This is a genomic window from Allobosea sp. 01N443 (assembly GCF_056399325.1).
The window spans coordinates 1-17,678 of the sequence record NZ_JBFTRC010000117.1 but is presented as its reverse complement, the minus strand read 5'-3'; the positions used below and the strand labels follow the sequence as shown (position 1 = coordinate 17,678).

Genomic DNA, 17,678 nt, shown 5'->3' with positions numbered 1-17,678 from the left:
GCTCCAGACCGGATCACCGGCTGGAACATAGGGGTCGTAGGCGGCGATGCTCATCCCGAGCAAGCGGGCATGCGCCGCAGCGTCACGCGCGATGGCGCCAAAGCCGACGAGCCCCATGCGCTTGCCGGCGATCTCGCGGCCGATCAGCTTTGTCTTTGGAAATTCGCCAGCCAGCATGGCTGCATTGGCGAAATAGGCGCCGCGCAACAGGGTCATCGCCGTGCCGATGACATATTCGACGACCGAGAGGCTGTTCGCCCCGGTCGCCGGGAAAACCTTGATGCCGCGGCCGGCGCAGGCTTCCATGTCGATATTGTCGAGGCCGACGCCAAGCCGGCCGATGACCGTCAAATTCTTCGCGCCTGCCAGCAACGCCCCTCTCACCTGCGTCTGGTTGCGGACGATGAGGGCCGGGATGTCGGCGACCAGCCGGGCGAGTTCGTCCGGCTTGCCGAAGAGTTCAGGGTCGTGATGAACCGCGTAGCGGGCGCTGAGGCTTGCGACCGCCGCCTCATCCATGAATTCGGTGATGACGATATCGGTCATGGCTCTCCCGCCTTGCGTGGCTGCTCAACCCAATGCTGTCAGGCCGCCGAGGACGAGCCCGAGAATGACGAGGCTGGTCCCGGTGACGACGACAAGATGCCGCCAGCCCAGCCGCACCATCGAGCCGATCGAGGTGCCGAGCCCGAGCGCGGCGATCGCGATCAGAAGCCCCCAGCGCGAGGCCTCCAGCAAGGCCGCGCGCACCGGCTCATAGAATCCGGCCAGCGTGGGCTGCGTCGCAAACGCGCTGTTGACCAGGCAAAGCGCCAGGAAGACGAAGGCGAAAACCGGGACCGGCACCTTGGCATCACTGGGATGGCCGCCTTCGCGCGCCATCCACCAGCCGACGAGCAGCACCGCGGGCAGCAGCAGGAAGACGCGGAACAGCTTGACGATGACGGCAGCATTGGCCGCATCGTCGGAAACAGACTGGCCGGCGCCGACGACCTGCGCGACGTCGTGAATCGAGGCCCCCAGCATGACGCCGGTTTGGGTCGGGCTCAGGCCGAGCCAGACGCAGATCAGCGGGTAGGCCAGCATCGCGATCGTCGCGAGCGCATTCATGGCGATGACCGTGAAGGCGACATCGGCGGCCTTGCCGCGATAATCCGGAAGCACGCTCGCCGTCGCCAGCGCCGCAGAGGCGCCGCAAACCGCGGTCGCAACCCCGGCAAGCGCGCCAAAACCGTGTTCGCGCCCGAGCAGGCGGGCCAGCCAGAAGCCGGAGATGACTGTCACGATCATCGAGAACACGACCAGCAAAGCGGTCGACAGGCCGAGCGCGATGATGTCGCCGAGCGCGATGCGCAGGCCGAGCAGCGCTATAGCCCAGCGCAGCATCTTCTTGACGCAGAAGACCATGCCAGCCTGGAACCGAACGGTATTCGCCAGCGGATGCAAGGCCATGCCGATCAGCAGGGCGATGACAACTGCAGGGATGCCGATCTTGCCGCCGAGCCAGGTCTTCAGGACCGGCTCAGCCAGGACCGACGCAATGGCAACAGCGGTCGAGAGCACGATCCCGTCGAGAAGGGGGCGCCAGGCGCTCAGCGGAGAGGATGAGGCGACGGACAAGAACTCTGCTCCGGCTTGCTCTGCCGGTCTTCGGCAGGTGGAGGGCGGGCGGCATAGCGCCCGCCCGCCGGTTTAGTGTCCGGTCAGGCCGAGCGATAGAGCTTGGTCATCGAAAACTCGCGATGCCCCAGTGCTTCGGCCGCGGTCATACGCCCATTGGCGGTGCGCACGATATTCTGGATGAGCGCATCGCCGGCCTGCGAAATCGTCAGGTCGCGGCGCAGGATGCCGGAGACGTCGACATCGATATGCTCCGGCATGGTGCGCATCGTCTTGGGATTGCCGGTGATCTTGATGACCGGGACGATCGGATTGCCGATGACGTTGCCCTGCCCCGTCGGGAATGTGTGCACGACATAGCCGCCGGCCGCCATCAGGGTCACGCATTCCGCCGCGGCCGAGGAGGTGTCCATGTAGTAGAGGCCGGGGCCCTTGGCCGGCGCTTCCGCCGGCTCGAGGATGTCGATGAACTTGCACTCCCGGCCGATCTTCTCGAGATTGCCGAGCGCCTTTTCCTCGATCGTGGTCAGGCCGCCGGCGATGTTGCCCTTGGTCGGCTGGCTGTCGGAGAGGTCGTCGGTCTTGTGGGCCTCGATCACGTCGTCCTGGTAGGCCTTCCACATCTTGTACCAGCGCTCGCCGACCTCCGGTGTCGCGGCGCGGGCCTTGCAGAGATGCTCCGCACCGGTGATCTCGGAGGTCTCGCCGAAGACGCCATAGACGCCGCGCGGAATCCATTTGTCGTACATGTTGCCGACGGTCGGGCAGGAGGAGAGCCCGGTCGTGGTGTCGGATTCACCGCATTTGGTCGAGACCCAGAGCTCCTCGATGCCGCATTTCTCGCGCTGCAGCTCGGTCGCCCACTGCACGAACTCCTTGGCGACATAGGACGCCTTGGCGATCGTGGCGATGTCGCCATGGCCCTCGATGCCGAAGCCGACGACCGGCTTGCCGGTCTTGGCGATGCCGTCAACGACCCGCTTGGTCCAGCCATCCTCGATGCCGATGACGATGACGGCGGCTACATTGGGGTTGGATCCCGTGCCGATCAGGGTGCGGAAATGGACCTCGAGATCCTCGCCGAACTGCAGGCGGCCATAGGCATGCGGAATYGCGAGCGTGCCCTTGATATTATTGGCGACCGCCTCGCAGGCGGCATTGGAGAGGTCGTCGAGCGGCAGCAGCAGGACGTGGTTGCGCACGCCGACGCGGCCATTCTCCCGGCGCCAGCCATGGAACGAATCGAGACTGCGGCCGGTCGGGCGCTTCACCATCGGCGCCTTGAACTCGGGCGCTTCGATCTTGCGGCCCTTGATGCGTCCGAGCTTGCCCTTCACGAGATCGAAATTGGCGACGATCGACATGGCGTTTCCTTCGTTTTCTTGACGGGCTCGACCCTGGCGGGAGCCCCGGAACAGGTCAGGCGGCGAACGTGCCGATCACCAGCGCTTGGTCTTGGCGTTGTGCACGTGGAGATGCTCGCCCTTGCCGATATCGGCGACGGCCTTGCCGATGTCCTGGCCGTATTTCCAGATCGTGTCGCCCTTCTTGATGTCCTTGAGCGCGACCTTGTGGCCGATCGGGATGTCCATCTTCGCGGCCAGGCGAAAATCCGAATTGTCGTGGGTGACGACGCAGAGCATGTCCGTCCCGGCCTTCAGGCCCTCGACGACGACGACACCGACGGTGTCCTTCTGCTCATGCACCAGGAGATGGGGCTTGCTCATGTAACGCCTCCTTCAAGCTTGCGAAGGTTCGCTCTGGCCCGTGCGAAAATCGGGCTCGACCTGCGCTCGGTGAAGTCTTATATAAGACATATGAGTGTGCACAAGCTCGAAAATGCAGAGCGGCGCGGCGCGGTCGACACGGCTGAGCCGCTGGGCTTTCGGCCGCTCTATCGCCAGGTGAAGGCGATCCTCGTTCGCCGGCTCGTCGATGGCGTCTGGGCGCCGGGCGAAGGTCTGCCGAGCGAAGGGCAACTCGCTGCCGAGATCGGCGTCAGCCAGGGCACGGTGCGCAAGGCGCTGGACGAACTGGCTTCCGAAAATCTCGTCGTTCGCCGACAGGGGCGCGGCACCTTCGTGGCCGAGCACGACGAGCGCCGCATCCTGTTCCAGTTCTTCAAGCTGGTGCCCGACCATGGCGAGCGGCGCTTTCCCGACAGCGCCGTGCTGAGCATCGCGACCGGACTGGCTGACGCAGCCGAGCAAGCTGCGCTGGATCTCGACGACAAGGCGCCGGTCATTCGCATCCGCCGGATGCGCTCGCTCGATGCGGCGCCGCTGATCGTCGAGACGCTGACCCTGCCGCAACATCTGTTCCCGGGGCTGGAGCATGGACCGGTGCCCAACAATCTCTACAGCCTGTTCGCGGCGCGCTACGGCGTGACGATCGCGCATGCGCGGGAGAAGCTGAAGGCCGTCGCCCTGTCCCCGGTGGATGCAGCTGCGCTCGGTGTCGAAGCCGGCCGGCCCGCCTTGCAGATCGACCGCGTGGCTCTGGCGCTTGACGGCATGCCCGTCGAACGACGCCTCAGCCTCTGTCTGACCGAGGAGGCTCATTACCTTTCCGACCTGCGCTGAGGCGCGGGCGGCATACCCGTTCCATACCAAGCCGCCGGAGAGCGGTTCGTCACGACCGGAGGAAATGAATGATTGCCAAGACGACGAGACGCCTCGCACTCGCGGGGTTGCTGGCGCTAGGACTTGCCTCGCCCGCGGCGGCGCAGGGATTTCCAACCAAGCCACTGACATTGATCGTGCCCTTTGCGGCGGGCGGACCGAGCGACGTGATCGCGCGGTTGCTTGCCGACCATATGGGTCGCACGCTCGGCCAGCAGGTGGTGGTCGAGAACATCGCCGGTGCCGGCGGCACGGCCGGCGCCAAGCGCCTCGCCGCATCCGACGCCGACGGCCACACTCTGCTGATCCACCATCTCGCGCTCGCGGCCGCGCCTTCGCTCTACAACAATCTCGGATACGACACGCAGACCGCTTTCGCGCCCGTCGGGCTGGTGAATACCGGGCCCATGGTCGTGGCCGGCAAGCTCGCATTGCCGCCGGTGGACGCCAAGGCGTTCTTCCCCTTCGCCAAGCTGCAGGCCGACAAGCTGACCATCGCCCATGCCGGGATCGGCTCGAACGCCCATCTCTGCGCGGTCCTGCTCTCGCAGGCGCTCGGCGCGAAGTTCACACAGGTTGCCTATCGCGGCACAGGTCCTGCGATGAACGATCTCGTCGCCGGGCAGGTCGACGTGCTCTGCGACCAGTCGACCACCGCGGTGCCGCAGGTCCAGGGCGACAAGGTCCGTGCCTATGCGGTGACCTCGACCGAGCGCCTCGGCGTGCTGCCGAACACGCCGACCGCGCGCGAGGCCGGCACCGATCTGGAGATGACGATCTGGCACGGGCTCTACGCGCCGAAGGCAACTCCGGCAGCGGCGCTCGACAAGCTGAACGGCGCGCTGAAGGCCGCTCTCAAGGACCCCGTCGTCCTGGAGCGCTTCAAATCGGTCGGCACCAGCGCCTTTCCGGAAGCTGAATGGAGCCGCGACGCCCATGCCAAGCGCTTTGGCAGCGAGATCAGCAAATGGGCGACCTCACTCAAGGCCGCCGGCGTGACCCCGCAGAACGTGAACTAGACGCCATCCCCCACGCGCCGCTCGCCAGTACGGGCGGCGCGTGCTACCCGGCCCTGATGTCAGCCAATCTGGTTCCTCTCGAAACCTTCCTGAATCTGCCCGATCACGCGCGGCTGCTCGGCCTCGACCTCGGCACCAAGACGATCGGCCTCGCGCTGTCCGATGTGGAGCGCCAGATCGCAACGCCGCTGGAGACGATCAAGCGGGTCAAATTCGGGCTCGACGCAGCAGCCCTGCTGAAGATCGCCGCGAAATTCGACGTCGCAGGGCTGGTCATCGGCCTGCCGCTCAACATGGATGGCACGGAAGGGCCGCGCGTCCAGTCGACACGGGCCTTCGTCCGCAACCTCGCCCCCCTCACCGCCTTGCCGATCGCATTCTGGGATGAGCGCATGTCGACGCTGGCCGTGACGCGCACCTTGCTCTCGGCGGACGCCTCGAGAGCCAAGCGCGCCGAGGTGGTCGACAAGATGGCTGCGGCCTACATCCTGCAGGGTGCGCTCGATCGCCTGATGCGCATGGAGCCCCCGGACACCGACGAGGCCTGACATGCGAACGCCGCCACGGTTTCCCGCGACGGCGCCTCTATCCTGACATTGCCGGGCGGCGGGTTACGGAATGACGTAGCCGCGCTTGATCGCCTTCTTTTGCGCCTCTCGGTGGTTCTTGATCGCGCGCTTCTGATCCTCGAGGCTCATGCCTGCCATCGGATTGTTGTTGCGCGGCCCGCGATCATAGCCGCCGCCATCATAGGAGCCGCGCCGGTCGTCGTAGCGTGGGCCGCGCCGGTCGTCATAGCGTGGGCCGCGATCGTAGCCGCGGTCATACCCGCGATCAGGGCCACGCCCGTAACGCGGGCCGGGCTCGTAATAAGGATCGCGGTTACTGCCGCCATAGTACTGCGCCGAGGCGGGAGCCGCCCACAGCACTGCCGACGCCGCAAGTCCAAGGCCGACCAGCAGGGCCTTGCTGTAAACGCTCATTCTCGTCCTCCATGACCGCGCACAAAGCCGGTCCGCCTCAAAACTCAAATCCCGGGCCGACGATCAGTTGCCGCCGCGCGCCGGATCGGTGGTTCCGTTACGGGAACCACCATAGGGGCCACGCTCTGAATAATAGTTACCGGGGCCGTAGTACCCGCCATGGTAGCGCGGGCGCTGATAGACAACCACGGGCTCCTCATAGACATAGGCGGGCTGGTAGCCGTAACTCGGCTGATAGTAGCTCGGCTGGTAGCCGTATCCCCCGTAGGCGTAGCCATCATCGTAGTAGTAGGTCCCGGAATAGGCCGGCCGGTTGGCTGCGATGGCAGCCGCGCCGAGAAGACCAACACCAACGGCGCCTGCGATGGCAACGTTACGGTTGCAACAGCCCCAGCCCCGTCCACGATAGTAGCTGTATCCGGCGCCGGCCTTGTCGAGGCGGCTTGCGTCAACGCCGGCGCGGGGCTCGCTGGCCGCCGCCGGCAGGACGAATCCAGCGGCCGAGACCGAGACGGTGGCCAAAGCCACGATGGCGGATTTCCTGAGAGAAGACACGGGTCATATCTCCTGCGATTCACGCGCCTGAACCTGGATCGCATGATCAGGCATCATGCTTGAATGCGGCCTGAACCAATCACGGCGGGATTGCGGCGGATGCAACTCGGACTGCGCGGGACGCGCGCTTGTTCGGGGCCGGCTGTCGTGAGAGGGGTTACGAAACGCCTCCGATGACAGTTTCCCCTCCATCAACGTCAGCTTTGGCAGATTGTTCCGGCGCTCGGATTCGCGCTGCCGGCGCCAAAGGCCGTCGCAGCCAGGTCCCGATATGAATCCGATCATCAACAGCCTGGTGGCGATCTTCCTGGTGCTCGCGACCGGCTGGGCCCTGAAGGCTCGCGGTTTCGTCTCCCCCAGCCACTGGGCCGGGGTCGAACGGCTGACCTATCAGGTGCTGTTCCCGGCAGTCGTCATTCACACCCTGGCCGTCGCGGATCTGAGCCAGTTGCCGGTGCTGGCGATGGGGCTGACCCTGGTCACCGCGATTCTCGGCGTATCGACCGTCCTCCTGATCGTTCGCCCCCTGCTTTCGCGTGTCGGAATCAACGGCCCGGCCTTCACCTCGGTCCTGCAGGGCTCGGTGCGCTGGAACACCTTCGTCGCGCTGGCCCTGGCGGCCGGGCTGCACGGCCGTGAGGGGGCAACGTTGATGGCGATCGCGGTGGCCTCGATGATCCCGCTGCTGAACGTGCTCTGCGTCCTCGTCTTGGCGCGCTTTGCCGTCGGGCGCCCGATGAGCGCGGCAGAGACGGCGCGCTCGATCGCAGTGAATCCCTTCATCTGGTCGTCTGCCGTCGGACTTCTGCTCAACCAGATGCAATGGATGCTGCCCGCGGCCCTCACGACCTATGTCGATATCCTCGGCCGGGCGGCGCTGGGTGTCGGGCTGCTCGTGGTCGGCGCCGGGCTCGAGATCCATCGCTTGAAGCAACCGCGACTAGCCCATGGCCTTGCCATCGGGCTCAAGCTCGTCGTGATGCCGCTCGTCGCCTGGATATTGGCGCGGCAGTTCGGCGTCACCGGCACCGCACTGACGATCACGGTGGTCGCGGCTGCGGTGCCGACGGCTACCGCGGCCTATTTCCTCGCGCGCGACATGGGTGGCGACGCCCCGTTGATGGCCGAGATCACCACGATGCAGACCCTTCTGGCGCTCGTGACATTGCCGGTGGCGGTCCTGCTTCTGGGATGATTCCAGACGCGCGTCAGACCCGCCTGCCGATGCACGCAGAAATTGAATTCGTTATTCCGTTAGGTCATTCTACGCATTGAGATCGCGTCGCTGCACGACCGCAGCGCCGCATCGTTCAAGGGCAAGCTGCCATGACTGCGCGAGGGCCGAGGCCAGGCCGCAAGACCAGAAATCCTCCCCATACGCCATTCGAGGCCGCTTCGTTCTCGACCACTCCCGTGAGCCTGGAGAGCTCCGCCACCCAGCAACTCGGAGTTGCCGAGTACATCGAGAGCATTTGTGTGGAATTGCGCATGATGGCCCGGGCGGCCAAGCTCGAAACGCTGGTCTACTTCCTCGACATGGCCCGGATCGAGGCCACGATCCAGATCGAGAGCCACGGAACGCTCGGCAAGCCATCCGACTGAAGACGTTCTCCGACGGAAGGAAGCCCTCCGACTGACGGCCGATTCCGCGAGGTTTGATGGCCGGGCGGGCCGTCCCGACGCGCTCAGGGCATGACGCGCGAAAGCGCGCCGCCGGGATGGCGCAGAATCGTGCCGTCGAGTTCCAGCTCGATCAGCAGCCGGCCGACATCGCGGGCGGAGCGGCCGCTGGCCCGGATCAGGTCGTCCAGGGAAACGGGAGCTGCTCCAAGCAGGGCCAGGACGCGCGCGCGGATCTCATCGCCTCCCCCTTCTCCTTCCGCTTCGCCTACCGCTTCCGACGGTGGTTCGAGATCGGAGCCGGCGATGGCAGGGGGCAGAACCGTCCTCGGCGCCGGGGAGATTTCCGGCAGATCGAGTTCGTCCCAGAGGTATTCTGATTCCGGATCATAGCCCGCGCGTGGTTGTGCGAGGCCTGTCGGCAGGGCGCCGCCATGGCCCAGCAACGGTGCGAGCGCCTCGATGACATGCGCGGCCTCTGCGCATAGCGTCGCGCCTTCACGGATCAGGTGATTGCCGCCCTCGGCGCGCGGATCGAGCGGCGAGCCCGGTACGGCAAAGACCTGGCGCCCCTGTTCATTGGCGAAGCGGGCGGTGATCAACGACCCAGACTTGCGTGCCGCCTCGACGACGACAGTGCCGAGCGCAAGCCCGGAAACTAGGCGGTTGCGCTGCGGAAAGTCGCGTCCGCGCGGGGCCCACCCCATCGGCATTTCGCTGATCGCCGCTCCCGACATGATCAGTCGCTCGAACAATTGAGCGTTCTGGGGCGGATAGATTTCGTCGAGCCCACCTGCCAGTACGGCGACCGTGCCGGTGCCCAGGCTCGCGCCATGGGCAGCGGTATCGATGCCGCGCGCCAACCCCGACACCACGACGAAACCGGCCTCGCCGAGATCCTGCGCCAGCCTGGCGGTGAATTTGAGGCCGGCCGCCGAGGCGTTACGCGAGCCGACCAACGCGACGCAGGGGCGCAGCAGGACCTCGCCGCGACCAAGCACGAGCAAGAGCGGCGGCGCGGAATCGATCGCCTGCAGCGGCCGCGGATAGTCGGGCTCTCCGAGGGCGATCAGTCGGCCGCCACACCGGCGCAGCGCTTCGATCTCGCGTTCGGCCTCGGCAACGGAGCAAATCCGGATGCTGCGGCCCGAGGTCCGTGCCAGTTCTGGCAGCGCATCGAGCGCAGCCGCGGCACCGCCAAACCGATTCATCAGAGCGCGGAAGGTGCGTGGGCCGATGCTTTCGCTGCGGATGAGCCGGAGCCAGTCGAGACGCTGGCGATCGGTGAGTGCGATGCCAGCCATCCCTGATCAGCCCTTCTGGCCGATCTTGCCCTCGCTGCGGTCCAGCAGCCTGGCAATGTTCTCGCGATGCATGAACCAGAGCAGCACAGTCAGAACGGCCATCAGCACGGCCATGCGCGGCTCGTTCGCCCAGAACCAGAGCAGCAGCGGCGTCAGCAGGCTGGCGAGCAGCGCAGCAAGCGATGAATAGCGGCTGAGATAGGCGACGCTAAGCCAGATTGCCGCGAAGGTCACCGCGATCGGCCATTTCAACCCGATCAGAATGCCGAGATAGGTGGCGACGCCCTTGCCGCCCTTGAAGCGCAGCCAGACCGGGAAGAGATGCCCGAGGAAGGCACCGAGCCCGGCGAGGAGCGCAGCATCCCGGCCGCCGATCAGATAGAGCCCGACGAGCACGGCCGCCGTGCCCTTGAGCATGTCGCCCACCAGGGTCAGCGCCGCCAGCTTCTTGTTGCCGGTGCGCAGGACATTGGTGGCGCCGATATTGCCCGAGCCGATGCTGCGAAGATCAGGTCCGCCGCTGAGGCGCGTCAAAACGACACCGAAAGGGATCGAGCCCAGCAGATAACCGATGGCCACGGCAGCCAGTGCCGAAGACCCGGGCAGGCCCAAACTCATCATCTCAGGCATTCCGCCCCCGCTTCCCCAGGCCATCGCCGCAAGAGCTTAGACTGCGTCCGCCTCGTAGACCACTCGTCCGGCAACGAAGGTTGTGCGTACCAACCCATCGAGCCGCGCCTCGTCGAAGGGCGAATTCTTGGCCCGCGATTTCAGCTTGCGCTTGTCGACGACATAGGGCGCGTCGGGATCGAGCAGGATCAGATCGGCCGGAGCTCCGACCGAGAGGCGCCCGCACGACAATCCAAGCAGAGCGGCCGGGCGCGTCGAAAGCGCCGCCAGCAGTGTCGGCAGATCGGTCTGCCCTGCATGGACCATGCGCAGCGCTGCCGACAGCATCGTCTCGATGCCGAGCGCGCCATTGGCGGCCTCGGCGAAGGGCTGGCGCTTGGTCTCGACATCCTGCGGGTCATGGTCGGAGACGACGACATCGATCACGCCCTCGGCCAGCGCGGCCACCATGGCGAGCCGCTCGTCCTCATGGCGCAGTGGCGGCGAGACCTTGCAGAAGGTGCGGTAGTCGCCGACGTCGTTCTCGTTCAGCGTCAGATTGTTGATCGAGACGCCGCAGGTGATCCGCACGCCATCGGCCTTGGCCCGGCGCACGAGTTCGACGGATTCGGCGCAGGAGATCATCGCGGCGTGGTAGCGCGCGCCGGTCGCCCGCGCCAGGCGGATATCCCGCTCCAGCATGACGGTCTCGGCTTCGATCGGAATGCCCGGCAGGCCCTTGCGGCTGGCGAACTCACCCTCGTTCATCACGCCGGCGCCGCGCAGGTCCGGATCCTCGAGATGGTTCATCAGCAGCGCATCGAAATCGCGGCCGTAGATCATGGCGCGGCGCATGACCTGCGGATTGCGCACGGCCCGGGAGCCATCGGTGAAGGCGACTGCGCCTGCTTCGAGCAGCAGGCCGAACTCGGTGATCTCCCGGCCCTCGATCCCCTTGGTCAGGGCAGCAGCCGGCAGCACGTTGACGACCGCCTTGTCGCGGGCACGGCGCTTGATGAAATCGATAATGGCGGGATCGTCGATCGGCGGATCGGTATCCGGCCTGCAGACGACCGTGGTGACCCCGCCGGCCGCGGCGGCCTGCGAGCCCGTGCCGAGCGTTTCGCGGAACTCCGCTCCCGGTTCACCGAGAAAGGCGCGCAGATCGACCAGCCCTGGCGCGAGGATTAGGCCGCCCGCATCGACCCGCTGCACGCCCTCGCCCGTCGCCGGAGCGGCGCCCCAGGCGATCTCCGCAATCGCACCATCGCGCAGCAGAAGCGCACCCGGCCCCTGCCGGCCCGATGCAGGATCGACCAGTTGGGCGTTGACGATCGCAAGCTCGCGCATTTCGGACATGATCTCGCTCGGTCTCGCCTTCAGTGTTGTGTTCCAACCGGCCGGGGAATGGCTCGGCCGCGCTCAACCATTGGGCAGATGCTGGGCCAGCGCATCCAGAACCGCCATGCGGACGGCGACCCCCATCTCGACCTGCTCGCGAATCAAGGACTGAGCGCCGTCAGCGACTTCCGAGGAAATCTCGACGCCGCGATTCATCGGGCCGGGATGCATTACGAGCGCGTCCGGGCTGGCCAGCGCGAGCTTGTCGCGGTCAAGGCCGAAATAGCGGAAATACTCCTTCGGCGAYGGCACGAAGGCGCCGTGCATGCGCTCGAGCTGGAGACGCAGCATCATCACGATATCAGCCCCTTCCAGTCCCTTCTTCATGTCGGTGAAGACGGAGACGCCCATACGCTCGATGCCAACCGGAAGCAGGGTCGAGGGGGCGATCAGGCGGACCTTTGCGCCAAGCGCATTGAGCAGGATGATGTTGGAGCGGGCGACCCGCGAATGCACGATGTCGCCGCAGATCGCGACGGTCAGCCCGGCGATCCGGCCCTTGTTGCGGCGGATCGTCAGCGCATCGAGCAGGGCCTGGGTCGGGTGTTCATGCGCACCGTCGCCGGCATTGACGACAGAGCAGTCGACCTTGCGGGCGAGCAGGTTGACCGCACCGGCGGCGTGATGGCGCACCACCAGAATATCGGGGCGCATCGCGTTCAGGGTGGCGGCCGTGTCGATCAGCGTCTCGCCCTTCTTCACCGAAGAGGATGCTACCGACATGTTCATCACGTCGGCGCCGAGGCGCTTGCCGGCAAGCTCGAAGGAGGCCTGCGTGCGCGTCGATGGCTCGAAGAAGAGATTGATCTGGGTGCGGCCGCGCAGGGTCGCCGTCTTCTTCTCGACCTGTCGCGAAAGCGCGACATAGTCCTCGGCGCGATCGAGGAGAGCCTCGATATCCAGATGCGACAGGCCCTCGATGCCGAGGAGGTGGCGGTGCGGATAGGTCGGGGCTGGCGATGTCATTTGAAGGTGGTTGTTTAGGCACAGACTCAAGACGGCGCAAGCGGCGAGATGGCCATTGTCCAGCGCTTCGTCCAAGGGCGGGCCGGAGCGACCGCGCGGGGAACGGCCGGAAAGCGACAGTTGATCGCCGCGCCACTGTTGCATTCGCGCAGCAATCCCTATTTGACAGCGCTGTCGTGCTGAACCACTTTCGCGCGCAATTCCGAACCTGACCCCGGGCGCCCAGCGCCAAGCCAGGCCGGACCGGCACGATGCGTGCTGGCCCTGCCCCTTTGTCATGAGACTTTAGCTGCCATGAAGCTCCTCGTCGTCGAGTCGCCGGCCAAGGCCAAGACGATCAACAAGTACCTGGGCTCCGATTACGAGGTCATCGCCTCGTTCGGGCATATTCGCGACTTGCCCGCGAAGGACGGCTCGGTTGATCCCGAAGACGACTTCAAGATGCTCTGGGAAATCGAGGGGCGCGGCGCCAAGCAGGTCGCGGAGATCGCCAAGGCGGCCAAGGGTGCCGAGAAGATCATTCTCGCAACCGACCCGGATCGCGAGGGCGAGGCGATTTCCTGGCACGTGCTGGAAGCGCTGAACCAGAAGCGCGCCATCAAGGGCATTCCGGTCGAGCGCGTCACCTTCAACGCCGTGACCAAGGATGCGGTGCAGAAGGCCCTCGCCAACCCGCGCCAGATCGATCAGGCCTTGGTCGACGCCTATCTGGCGCGCCGCGCGCTGGACTATCTTGTCGGCTTCACCCTGTCTCCGGTGCTCTGGCGCAAGCTGCCCGGTGCCCGCTCGGCCGGGCGCGTCCAGTCGGTGGCCCTGCGCCTCGTCTGCGAGCGCGAACGCGAAATCGAAGCCTTCAGGGCCCGGGAATACTGGTCGCTGGTTGCGACGCTCGCGACAGATACCGGCGCGACCTTCGAGGCTCGCCTGGTCGGAGCCGACGGCAAGAAGATCACCCGGCTCGACATCGGCACCGGGGCGGAGGCCGAAGCATTCAAGGCGGCGCTGGAGACAGCTCTCTTCAACGTGGCGCAGGTCGAGGCCAAGCCGGTCAAGCGCCACCCCTACCCGCCCTTCCAGACTTCGACGCTGCAGCAGGAAGCCTCGCGCAAGCTTGGCATGGCACCCGCCCGCACCATGCAGGTTGCGCAGCGGCTCTATGAAGGCGTCGACATCGGCGGCGAGACCGTCGGTCTCATCACCTATATGCGAACCGATGGCGTCGACATGGACGGCAGTGCCATCACGGCTGCCCGCAGCGTCATCGGCAAGGAGTTCGGTGCGGCCTATGTGCCGAGCGCGCCCCGCAAATACACGGTCAAGGCCAAGAACGCGCAGGAAGCCCACGAGGCCATCCGCCCGACCGATCTCGGCCGGCTGCCAGCGATGGTCGTGCGCCATCTCGAGCCCGAACAGGCCAAACTCTACGAGTTGATCTGGAAGCGCACCATCGCGAGCCAGATGGAATCGGCCTCGCTGGAGCGCACGACGGTGGACGTCGCCGCCAAGGTCGGTTCGCGTCATCTGGAGCTGCGTGCCACCGGTCAGGTCGTGCTCTTCGACGGCTTCCTGACGCTCTATCAGGAGAGCCGCGACGACGAAGAGGATGAGGACAGCAAGAAGCTGCCGCCGATGAAGGCGGGTGACGGGCTGGAAAAGCGCGCCATCGCCGCCGATCAGCACTTCACCGAGCCGCCGCCGCGCTTCTCCGAGGCGAGCCTGGTCAAGCGCATGGAAGAGCTCGGCATCGGCCGGCCCTCGACCTATGCCGCGACGCTGGCCACGCTGCGCGACCGCGAATATGTCCGCATCGAGAAGAAGCGGCTGGTGCCCGAGGACAAGGGCATGCTGGTCACCGCTTTCCTCGAGAGCTTCTTCGGACGCTATGTCGAGTTCGACTTCACGGCGAGCCTGGAAGAGAAGCTCGACCGTGTCTCAAATGCCGAGATCGACTGGAAGGCGCTGCTGCGCGAGTTCTGGGAAGAGTTTACCCAGGCCATCGCCGGCACCAAGGACCTGCGCGTCACCGAGGTGCTGGAAGCGCTGAACGGTGTGCTGGGAGAACATATCTTCCCAGCGCGCGGCGATGGCGGCGATCCGCGCACCTGCCCGACCTGCGGCACCGGTCAGCTCTCGCTGAAGCTTGGCAAGTTCGGCGCTTTCGTCGGCTGCTCGAACTACCCGGAATGCCGCTACACCCGGCCGCTGACCGTTCCGGCCAATGACGGCGAGGCCACGGCCGAGGGTGGCCAGGGCGCGCCCGGCGTGCGGGTCCTTGGCAAGGATCCGGTCACGGATCAGGATGTGACGCTGCGTGACGGTCGTTTCGGCCCCTATGTCCAGCTCGGCGAGGGCGAGAAACCGAAGCGCCAGAGCTTGCCCAAGGGCATGAGCGCGGCTGCCGTCGATCTCGACAAGGCGCTGGCATTGCTTGCGCTGCCCAAGGAGGTCGCGAAGCATCCGGAGAGCGGCGAGCCGATCCTGGTCGGCATCGGTCGCTACGGCCCCTACGTCCAGCACGGCAAGACCTACGCCAATATCGACAAGGACGACGATGTCCTCGCGCTCGGCGGCAACCGCGCCATCGACCTTATCGTCGCCAAGGAGAGCGGCGCGGGCGGAGGACGGTTCGGTCGTGGAGCGGCGGTGCCAGGACGGGAGGTCGGCGAGCATCCTGCTGGCGGCAAGCTCGTCGTGCGCGCCGGCAAATACGGCCCCTATGTCAACTGGGGCAAGGTCAACGCGACCCTGCCCAAGGCGATGACGCAGGAGAGCCTGACGCTCGAACAGGCGGTCGAACTCGTCAACGCCAAGGCCGAAGCCGGAGGCGCGAAGGGCGGAGCGAAGGCAGCCGCCAAGACGAAGCGTCCAAGCGCGGCGAAGGCGCCAGCCAAAGCGCCGGCAAAGAAGGCTGCCGGCAAGACGGCCGCCAAGGCTGCGCCGAAGTCGAAGGCCAAGACCRAGGCCGACGCCGAGGGCTGACCCTCGGCGTGCTCTCGCTTCAGGGAAGAGGCTGGCCAAGCTTATCGCGGCGAGGCTTCAGCCCGGCTCAATCTTCGCGCCCTATGGACATGCTCCCATAGGGCCAGCGCTGTTCTTGATGCCGATAGGCTTCCCCCTGCTCCAGGAAAAGCGGCCAGCCTGGGTCGGCGCAATGCAGCGACCGATTGGATTCGTTGCGCAGTGGAGGAAAAGCGGCCTCGGACGCGGGCCGCGAAGTCCGGCCTACATGCTGGCTACGACGACCAGGCGTTTGACCTCACCCCTGAGATAGGCCTGCAGGAACTTGTCGTAGTCCCTGAACGAAACGCATCCGTTCGAATCCCCTCGCGGTCCGAGGAGGTAGGTATGCGCCAACAGGCCGGCGCGTCCGTGGATGGCGCCGCTGCCGCCGACCGGGTGGAGCCGTATGGCCCGCACACCGTGGAAAAGAGCCTCGCGCTCCTTCAGATCGTAGACATGCGGCGGCGTGACACCCTGCATCCTCACATGCGCGAAGCGTGGGTCGTCCATCTTGTCGCCGAGCCCAGAATGCGCCTCGAGCCGGTCGCCATTTGGCATGTACACCATGCGCGCCCTTTCGCCAAGGGTGAGAGGAGCCGGCCCCAGCGAATAGTCGGGATCAAGGAGCGGATCGTAGCGTCGGCTGGAAGCGACCAAGATCGGTTCCAGCATGGGGGCAAGCTCACGCACGGCAGAGACGATCGGCTGACCGTCCTTCTGTGCCCAGAAGCCGGCTGCCGCGCTCAGACCCAGGGTCGCGACGACGAAGGCAATTCGGGAGAAACGGATCCTGTGTCGGCGATTGCGCGCACGAGGGGCGAGGCCAGCAGTCGGACCGGACGAAAAACTCATGCGTCGTACTCTCGGGATACTCTGGTACTCTTCCCGCCTCCGACGCGCGCCAACACCCACCCCGCTCACGCAGACTCATCACGATGAGCCGCAAGCGGGTCGGCTTGCTGTCCCGATCTTCAGTGCTGGGAAACCCTAACTGTGTTCGATCTTGATTAAGCGCGCGCTTGGTTAATCATGAATGAAGCTGAATCATGTTTTTCAAAGTGCGACCCTTTGGCGCGTCCGACGCTCAGCCCCCTCGGCAAGCACTGCGGCAGGCCCCGTATCTAACGACGGTGAGGGAAGCTGTGGCGTTGCGTGGCTCGCTCCGTCCGGCTTGAGTTTCACGAGGCGTTAACCCTGCCCCGATACGCATTCAGCACCACCGTCCCTTCCAAAATAGTAGCCGTAACTGTCGATGCGTAAGTTGAAACTCTATCCGCAACGTATCGACGGAAACGACGATCATTGCCCGACATCCATGCCCGGCAGCTCTGACGAGAGGGCCGCGAGGCAGGTCCCTCACGGTCTGCGCGCTCAGCTGCCCGTTTCCGCGGTCATCACTCCCGTGCACCGAGCGCCGGACCTTGACGCGGCGCCCAGTCGTGTGCGCTACACAAGGACGCCGGACCATCTCCTGCGGAAGGTGTGGGGTGGGCTGGAGGCTACGACGACACCCATGGTGGACGTCGACGCGGTCGTTGAGGCCAAGGTCGAGATCGATCCATGCGATGCGATCCCGCCTGCGGACGAAGACCATGTGAGTTTCGAAGAAGCCACGCCGGAAGTAGCCGCACGGGAAGTCATGGAGATCGTTCCCGCTGAGAGCGAGGCGGATGGCGCACTCGAGCTCTACGCGAATATCTCGGACCATGCGTTCTGGGATCTTGGGTCGATCTCTGCCGAAGGCATGTCCAGCCCCGCGCCTGAGGCGCCGTGGGAGGAGCCAGCGACGCCTCTGCACCGGGACTATGCCGAAGACGCTCCATCCTCAGTCGAGAGCGGGGACGCTGATGCGGTCCTTGCTCTTCCGGTTAGCGACCTAGCACTGAACGTCATTCCCAGTTCCGCTCCGGCCTTGAGCTGGTCGCAAACCTATACGGTCAACCTCCAACTCGGAGGCGCTGCATGGTCCAAGAGCGACAT

The 17,678-nt window shown here is 65.7% G+C and carries 17 protein-coding genes and 1 pseudogene; 7 read left to right on the top strand and 11 right to left on the bottom strand.

Annotated elements, in window-relative coordinates:
- From AC1DRP_RS24115 to AC1DRP_RS24100, 4 genes are all read right to left on the bottom strand, one after another.
- The coding region (locus AC1DRP_RS24115) for an NAD(P)-dependent oxidoreductase (RefSeq protein WP_476769746.1) at positions 1–546 on the bottom strand (546 nt) is incomplete at its 3' end.
- Positions 547–570: 24 nt separating this feature from the next.
- Entirely contained in the window at positions 571–1,620 is a 1,050-nt protein-coding gene (locus AC1DRP_RS24110) for a YeiH family protein (RefSeq protein ID WP_441491578.1), read from the bottom strand.
- An 83-nt stretch (positions 1,621–1,703) separates the two neighbouring features.
- Positions 1,704–2,894 carry a UxaA family hydrolase gene (locus tag AC1DRP_RS24105; RefSeq protein WP_441507671.1) on the bottom strand — a complete coding sequence of 397 codons (1,191 nt, stop codon included), beginning with the start codon at positions 2,892–2,894 and terminating at the stop codon, positions 1,704–1,706.
- A 165-nt stretch (positions 2,895–3,059) separates the two neighbouring features.
- Positions 3,060–3,347 (bottom strand): UxaA family hydrolase, encoded by a 288-nt coding sequence (locus AC1DRP_RS24100; protein WP_043234293.1) that lies wholly within the window; start codon positions 3,345–3,347, stop codon positions 3,060–3,062.
- Positions 3,348–3,437: 90 nt separating this feature from the next.
- On the opposite strand from AC1DRP_RS24100, the gene AC1DRP_RS24095 reads away from it, so the two are divergent.
- The 3 genes from AC1DRP_RS24095 (at position 3,438) to ruvX (ending at position 5,808) form a co-directional block, all read left to right on the top strand.
- Positions 3,438–4,202, top strand: a complete 765-nt coding sequence (locus tag AC1DRP_RS24095; protein WP_476769745.1) for a GntR family transcriptional regulator — start codon at positions 3,438–3,440, stop codon at positions 4,200–4,202.
- A 68-nt stretch (positions 4,203–4,270) separates the two neighbouring features.
- Positions 4,271–5,260 carry a tripartite tricarboxylate transporter substrate-binding protein gene (locus AC1DRP_RS24090; RefSeq protein WP_441491576.1) on the top strand — a complete coding sequence of 330 codons (990 nt, stop codon included), beginning with the start codon at positions 4,271–4,273 and terminating at the stop codon, positions 5,258–5,260.
- A 56-nt stretch (positions 5,261–5,316) separates the two neighbouring features.
- Positions 5,317–5,808: a Holliday junction resolvase RuvX gene (gene ruvX, locus AC1DRP_RS24085; protein WP_441491575.1), complete on the top strand. Its 492-nt coding sequence runs from the start codon at positions 5,317–5,319 to the stop codon at positions 5,806–5,808.
- Positions 5,809–5,871: 63 nt separating this feature from the next.
- Here the strand turns inward: ruvX and AC1DRP_RS24080 are convergent, their stop codons facing one another.
- Both AC1DRP_RS24080 and AC1DRP_RS24075 read right to left on the bottom strand, forming a co-directional pair.
- A complete protein-coding gene (locus tag AC1DRP_RS24080; protein ID WP_441491574.1) occupies positions 5,872–6,243 on the bottom strand; it encodes a hypothetical protein in 372 nt (123 codons plus the stop codon).
- 63 nt (positions 6,244–6,306) lie between these two features.
- Positions 6,307–6,798 carry a hypothetical protein gene (locus tag AC1DRP_RS24075; RefSeq protein ID WP_441507626.1) on the bottom strand — a complete coding sequence of 164 codons (492 nt, stop codon included), beginning with the start codon at positions 6,796–6,798 and terminating at the stop codon, positions 6,307–6,309.
- A gap of 271 nt (positions 6,799–7,069) precedes the next feature.
- On the opposite strand from AC1DRP_RS24075, the gene AC1DRP_RS24070 reads away from it, so the two are divergent.
- Positions 7,070–7,993: an AEC family transporter gene (locus AC1DRP_RS24070; RefSeq protein WP_441507625.1), complete on the top strand. Its 924-nt coding sequence runs from the start codon at positions 7,070–7,072 to the stop codon at positions 7,991–7,993.
- A gap of 218 nt (positions 7,994–8,211) precedes the next feature.
- On the top strand, positions 8,212–8,400 hold the full coding sequence (locus AC1DRP_RS24065) for a hypothetical protein (protein WP_441507624.1): 189 nt from the start codon (positions 8,212–8,214) through the stop codon (positions 8,398–8,400).
- Between the two features lie 83 nt (positions 8,401–8,483).
- On the opposite strand, the gene dprA is transcribed toward AC1DRP_RS24065, so the two are convergent.
- The 4 genes from dprA to AC1DRP_RS24045 form a co-directional block, all read right to left on the bottom strand.
- Positions 8,484–9,713: a DNA-processing protein DprA gene (gene dprA, locus AC1DRP_RS24060; RefSeq protein ID WP_441507670.1), complete on the bottom strand. Its 1,230-nt coding sequence runs from the start codon at positions 9,711–9,713 to the stop codon at positions 8,484–8,486.
- Between the two features lie 15 nt (positions 9,714–9,728).
- Positions 9,729–10,340 carry a glycerol-3-phosphate 1-O-acyltransferase PlsY gene (plsY, locus tag AC1DRP_RS24055; protein ID WP_441507669.1) on the bottom strand — a complete coding sequence of 204 codons (612 nt, stop codon included), beginning with the start codon at positions 10,338–10,340 and terminating at the stop codon, positions 9,729–9,731.
- A 48-nt stretch (positions 10,341–10,388) separates the two neighbouring features.
- Positions 10,389–11,681, bottom strand: coding sequence for a dihydroorotase (gene pyrC, locus AC1DRP_RS24050; RefSeq protein WP_441507668.1), 1,293 nt, complete (start codon positions 11,679–11,681; stop codon positions 10,389–10,391).
- A gap of 72 nt (positions 11,682–11,753) precedes the next feature.
- A complete protein-coding gene (locus tag AC1DRP_RS24045) occupies positions 11,754–12,698 on the bottom strand; it encodes an aspartate carbamoyltransferase catalytic subunit (RefSeq protein WP_069880943.1) in 945 nt (314 codons plus the stop codon).
- Between the two features lie 294 nt (positions 12,699–12,992).
- On the opposite strand from AC1DRP_RS24045, the gene topA reads away from it, so the two are divergent.
- Positions 12,993–15,677, top strand: a complete 2,685-nt coding sequence (topA, locus tag AC1DRP_RS24040) for a type I DNA topoisomerase (protein ID WP_476769744.1) — start codon at positions 12,993–12,995, stop codon at positions 15,675–15,677.
- A 243-nt stretch (positions 15,678–15,920) separates the two neighbouring features.
- Here the strand turns inward: topA and AC1DRP_RS24035 are convergent.
- Positions 15,921–16,271, bottom strand: a pseudogene (locus AC1DRP_RS24035) (DUF2778 domain-containing protein); the annotation flags it as partial.
- A gap of 940 nt (positions 16,272–17,211) precedes the next feature.
- On the opposite strand from AC1DRP_RS24035, the gene AC1DRP_RS24030 reads away from it, so the two are divergent.
- Positions 17,212–17,678: hypothetical protein (locus tag AC1DRP_RS24030; RefSeq protein WP_476769743.1), on the top strand; the 467-nt coding region annotated here is incomplete at its 3' end.

Bases quoted from the DNA above. Each gene is read 5' to 3' on its own strand.
- AC1DRP_RS24095 (WP_476769745.1), top strand. From the start codon at position 3,438: ATGAGTGTGCACAAGCTCGAAAATGCAGAGCGGCGCGGCGCGGTCGAC.
- AC1DRP_RS24100 (WP_043234293.1), bottom strand. From the start codon at position 3,347: ATGAGCAAGCCCCATCTCCTGGTGCATGAGCAGAAGGACACCGTCGGT.
- pyrC (WP_441507668.1), bottom strand. From the start codon at position 11,681: ATGCGCGAGCTTGCGATCGTCAACGCCCAACTGGTCGATCCTGCATCG.
- ruvX (WP_441491575.1), top strand. From the start codon at position 5,317: ATGTCAGCCAATCTGGTTCCTCTCGAAACCTTCCTGAATCTGCCCGAT.
- plsY (WP_441507669.1), bottom strand. From the start codon at position 10,340: ATGAGTTTGGGCCTGCCCGGGTCTTCGGCACTGGCTGCCGTGGCCATC.
- AC1DRP_RS24070 (WP_441507625.1), top strand. From the start codon at position 7,070: ATGAATCCGATCATCAACAGCCTGGTGGCGATCTTCCTGGTGCTCGCG.
- AC1DRP_RS24090 (WP_441491576.1), top strand. From the start codon at position 4,271: ATGATTGCCAAGACGACGAGACGCCTCGCACTCGCGGGGTTGCTGGCG.
- AC1DRP_RS24080 (WP_441491574.1), bottom strand. From the start codon at position 6,243: ATGAGCGTTTACAGCAAGGCCCTGCTGGTCGGCCTTGGACTTGCGGCG.